This window comes from uncultured Eubacterium sp., from assembly GCF_934295145.1.
In the GTDB taxonomy this organism is placed as follows: Bacteria; Bacillota; Clostridia; order Lachnospirales; family Lachnospiraceae; genus Eubacterium_I.
The window spans coordinates 1-5,005 of the sequence record NZ_CAKRAS010000102.1; the positions used below are offsets into that span (position 1 = coordinate 1).

Here is a 5,005-nt window from a genome sequence, read left to right on the forward strand (position 1 = left end):
AAAAGTCCGATATGTTGTTTTAACAACATACAGGGCTTTTCTTTTTGGTTATAATAGCATCAGTATTTCGATAAGAAATCCTTTACAATTTTTTAAACTGATTCAGATTATCTTGCAAATACGGATTAAAAAATATTCCACTCTAAACTATATTTACAGCAAAGGAGAATTTTTATTATGGAACAGAAAATGTTTTGCTACCAGTGTGAACAAACCGCCGGATGTACCGGTTGTACAGGCGCTGCAGGTGTCTGTGGAAAAGATGCAGCAGTCGCTGCCTTACAGGATGAACTGACCGGCGCTCTGATCGGTCTGGCAAAAGCCTGTGGAAATAACCCGAAAACAGAAAACACCGACCGCATAATCATTGAAGGATTATTTACAACTGTCACAAATGTGAATTTTAACACAGAAACATTAACTGCTATGATTCAGACAGTAAATAAAGAAAAGACAAAAGTTGTACCAAACTGCAGCAGCTGTATGTCTCCATGTGGAAATACGTCCAACTATGATATGAAAAATCTGTGGAACGAACCGGATGAAGACATTCGTTCCCTGAAATCTCTGATTTTATTTGGTATCCGCGGTATGGCTGCTTACGCTTATCACGCAATGATCCTTGGCTATACAGACGAAACCGTCAACAGTTTCTTTTACAAGGCCCTGTCCTTTATCAGTTACGATCTGGAAATGGAGCATCTGCTTCCGGTCGTTCTGGAAGTGGGCGAGGTGAACTTAAAATGTATGGCGCTTCTGGATCAGGCAAACACCACGACTTATGGTACACCCGTGCCAACAAAAGTATCGCTTACCATTGAAAAAGGCCCGTTTATCGTTGTCACAGGACATGATCTCAAGGATCTGGAGCTTCTTCTGGAACAGACGAAAGACAAAGGAATCAACATTTATACACATGGAGAAATGCTTCCAGCCCACGCTTATCCGGAATTAAAGAAATATCCGCATCTGAAAGGAAACTTTGGTACTGCATGGCAGAATCAGCAGAAAGAGTTTGACCATATTCCGGGAGCGGTTTTATTCACAACTAATTGTCTGATGCCGGTAAAACCAAGTTATGCCGACCGCGTATTTACAACAGAAGTCGTATCTTATCCGGAGATGGTTCATATTGACGAAAAGAAAGATTTTACACCAGTGATCGAAAAAGCTCTGGAACTGGGCGGATATGATATGAATCAGGAAAAAACAGGCATTAACGGTGGTCATTTTGTTATGACCGGATTCGGACACGGAACCGTATTAAGTGTTGCAGATACGGTCATAGATGCCGTAAAATCCGGTGCGATCAGCCACTTTTTCTTAGTGGGAGGATGCGATGGTGCAAGAGCCGGAAGAAATTATTATACAGAGTTTGTAAAACAGACACCGGGAGATTCCATTATTCTGACGTTGGCCTGTGGAAAATACCGTTTTAACGATCTTGATCTTGGTGAAATCGGTGGATTGCCACGAATTATGGATATGGGACAGTGTAATGATGCGTACAGTGCCATTCAAGTTGCAGTTGCACTGGCAGAAGCATTCCAGTGTGATGTAAATGAACTTCCTCTGTCTATGGTACTTTCATGGTATGAACAGAAAGCCGTATGTATTTTGCTTACTTTATTATATCTTGGAATTAAGAACATTTATCTTGGTCCAACACTTCCGGCATTTATTTCGCCGAATGTGCTGAATTATCTGGTAGAAAATTATAATATTGCACCAATCAGTACACCGGAAGATGATTTGAAAAAGATTTTGGGATAAAATATTCTAATTCTGATTGTATGTAGTCGGATAACTTTAATTATTCGACTACTTGTTTGCTTCTGCATATTTAATATTCCCATTTTCTTATATATGTAAATATGAAATTGTAAAAAACGAACATGGATTTTTAGTGAGTCGGAAGATTAAATAATCAACGAATTACCAGATGTTGGAACGATAGATAATGTTTTTATATTTATATATATTAACAAGAGTTAGCAAGAATTCTCCTTCCTCTACAGGTGGGAGATAAATTGCAGAAAAAGAAAAAAATCTGTGATTTAAGTGGTTGGAGCATGTCACAAAGTATGATATAATTTCTATCATCTAATGTAGTCGGATAATTCTATTTATCCGACGATATTTTAAAAATAGAAATTTTATGGAGAAATCAAAAACATGCCAAAATATAAAGAAGAGCAAGAGAGCAGATATACCGCACGAACAGTGGCCATTTTAGCAGAGTTACCAGAATTTTGTACTGTATTTTATGATAAAAACCAAACTACATTTTTACCTAAAACACAATATGATTACATGCGAGCCATGCGGACTTTTTTAACGTATCTGCAACAGTCACAACCATATTTTTATAATCATGAACTTGCAAACTATACACTGGACGATTTGAACCATCTGACCGTCAAAGATGCTAATGAGTTTATCGTATGGTTACAGCAAACGATGTCAGTTTCATCCGTAAAAACCCGTATTTCCTGTATTTCATCCATTTTTACCTTTTTTGCTAAAAGTGGACAGTTAATGGGAAATCCATTTCTTTTTGCAAATCGCCCGGTTAAAGATGGCAATGCACATAATGAGATAAAGAATACAACTAAAGAACATTCAGTGAATATAACTGAAAAAGGTGAAAAACATAATTTTACAAAAAAGAATGTTGATACAGACATAAATACAAATATAAATGTAAACACAAATAGAAATCAAACATTGTCAGCAAAGAAAAAACAATTTGATGATCAATATGGATTACGTGACGAAATTATTTTCCAAATTTTAAAAGAAACTGAAATTCGAATTTCTGAACTGGCTGAATTAAATATACAAGATTTTGATTTGAGGAATCAAAGATTTTATGTGTACAGAACCAAACAGCGATCTACATGGATTACAATGTCTGAAACATTAACAGATTTGATTGAGAGATATCTGGAAGAGCGATCAGCATATTCATTTGAAAAAGATACTGAAGCAATGTTTTTGGTCACAATTGGTTCTTATAGAGGTTCAAGACTTGGTATTCGCTCAATAGAGCGTATCGTTTCAACTATTCGCAAAAGGCAGCTTTAACGAATAGTTGCGACGATATAGAACAGTTAGAACAAATAATTGAATTTTGTCAATTTAGGTTAAAACTGTAATATTTTTTAGATAAAGCCTGTAAAATAACATACTAATGACAATACATTTGCTTATACTGCTTATAAATTTTAGGTTTAAACGTGTAAGAAGTTGTCAATTTTAGGTTTGAACTGTAAAAAGTTGAAATTATTTTAGGTTTAAATCTGTAAGAAGTTGTCGATTTTAGGTTCAAAGTGTAAAAAGTCGATGCCTTATTTATTTTTCAATATTTTATACTTTTAACCTAAATTGACAAAAATTACGTTACCGGTTTTTATCCTCTGTTAATTATTTTTATTCGTTAATGTTCCCACATATTCTCCATTATTATATACAAATGGACCGGCTTCTCCCTCTTCTCCGAAATACTCCGGTCTCAGTGAAAGAATATGAAGCAATTCATCCATATTATGCACCTTTGTTGCCTGATACGGTTGTTCAAATGCAATTTTTTCTACAAATAAATAATATTCACTGCATTTTATTAATAAACCAGTATGTCCTACGAAAATAACATCAGAATCCGGATCATATATTGCAATACTAAGCAGCGAGATCCTGTCACTATCTATTTGAAATCCACAATGCTTCCAGTTATCAGAAAATGTTGTTTCCGGATGTTTCTCATCAATAACATGCTTTTCCCCATATAGTGTAGTAAACATGTTTATCTTCTGTTTTATTATTTTATATCTGTCTGCATTATCTATTGCTTCCGTATCGAACATCAAATACGTACCATCATAGTCAGCTTCTGTTGATTCCGCGTGAAGCAGCCCATCCAGCAGAAGAAAGGCTGTCATTCTGCAATCGGTGTCTGAATAGTCATGATTTTTTTCCCAACCATCCATACATTTACCGGTATCAGTATGCATTTTTTCAGGGTCTGACCAGCTATCTTTTAACTTTGCATTCTTTCCGGCAGAATCTGCGAAATCAGTCACCCATTCTTGAAATGTATCTACATGTGAAGCTCCCGCAGAACTGAGTTCTTTGCAAATCTCTGTAATAGTATTGTTTCCTCCCATATAAGTTGCTGTTGGCAGTTTCTCTTTTTTTTCTGCACATCCACTCAGCATCATACATAAAAGAATAATAAAAACCGATAATTTAATTGCTACTATTATTTTACTTTGTCTTTTCAACAGATATTACCTCTCCTTCAAATGAATCAACTTCAGAAATTATTCCTATATATTTTACAATCACGGTATCTCCGTTGCAGACACTCTCTAATCCATCTGGCTTTTCATTTTCTTCAAAGGTAAAACTATATGGTGTATTCTCATCGTCTATAATAACAAATTGAAAATCCCTAATCTCATCGATTGTTCCTGTAAGCTCCTTTTCTTTTTTTACGCCTTCCTGCTTAGACTCTTCAGTAACACTTGTTGCGACATTATCGTGATTTGTCTCTTTACTTGTACAGCCTCCAATCCATCCGATACAAAACACCATGCCAATTATGATCGTAATTAGTTTTTTCTTCATTACAATACCTCATCTTCTTATTATTAGTACTCGCATGTACTTTTTCAGAGTATATTACTCTTTATACCATGTAAATAGAATATCAAAAAAATTAAAAAAATATTTATTTTTTGTTGTAAATACTATGCCTATATGCTTTTGTGATACCAGGACGGATAAATCGCTAACAATAGCATGCAAAAGTCTCCGTCTGAGAAAAACACACAAAAGATACGGAACATCAGTTCTCTTTTTGACTATAATACAGCTAATAAAAGTGACAGAAGTTTTTTATCTCCTGCCACTTTTATTAGCTGTATTTTCATATGTGCCCTATAAAATAGGAAAACTACAAATACAAGGCTTTTCGGAGCCTACAACACCCAACAAAATAAAA

The 5,005-nt window shown here is 35.1% G+C and carries 4 protein-coding genes; 2 read left to right on the plus strand and 2 right to left on the minus strand.

Annotation, left to right across the window (positions count from 1 at the left end; genetic code table 11):
* Positions 1-177 precede the first annotated feature (177 nt).
* Together hcp and Q0I54_RS13090 are read left to right on the plus strand one after the other, a co-directional pair.
* The gene (gene hcp, locus Q0I54_RS13085; RefSeq protein ID WP_296119286.1) at positions 178-1,773 is read left to right on the plus strand and encodes a hydroxylamine reductase; all 1,596 of its coding nucleotides are present in this window, start codon (positions 178-180) and stop codon (positions 1,771-1,773) included.
* Between the two features lie 402 nt (positions 1,774-2,175).
* Positions 2,176-3,087, plus strand: coding sequence for a tyrosine-type recombinase/integrase (locus Q0I54_RS13090; protein WP_296119288.1), 912 nt, complete (start codon positions 2,176-2,178; stop codon positions 3,085-3,087).
* A gap of 335 nt (positions 3,088-3,422) precedes the next feature.
* Here the strand turns inward: Q0I54_RS13090 and Q0I54_RS13095 are convergent, their stop codons facing one another.
* Positions 3,423-4,283, minus strand: a complete 861-nt coding sequence (locus Q0I54_RS13095) for a DUF4300 family protein (protein ID WP_296119290.1) — start codon at positions 4,281-4,283, stop codon at positions 3,423-3,425.
* Positions 4,267-4,629 carry a hypothetical protein gene (locus tag Q0I54_RS13100; protein ID WP_296119291.1) on the minus strand — a complete coding sequence of 121 codons (363 nt, stop codon included), beginning with the start codon at positions 4,627-4,629 and terminating at the stop codon, positions 4,267-4,269. Before Q0I54_RS13100 ends, Q0I54_RS13095 begins: the two co-directional genes overlap by 17 nt.
* Between the last annotated feature and the right edge of the window lie 376 nt (positions 4,630-5,005).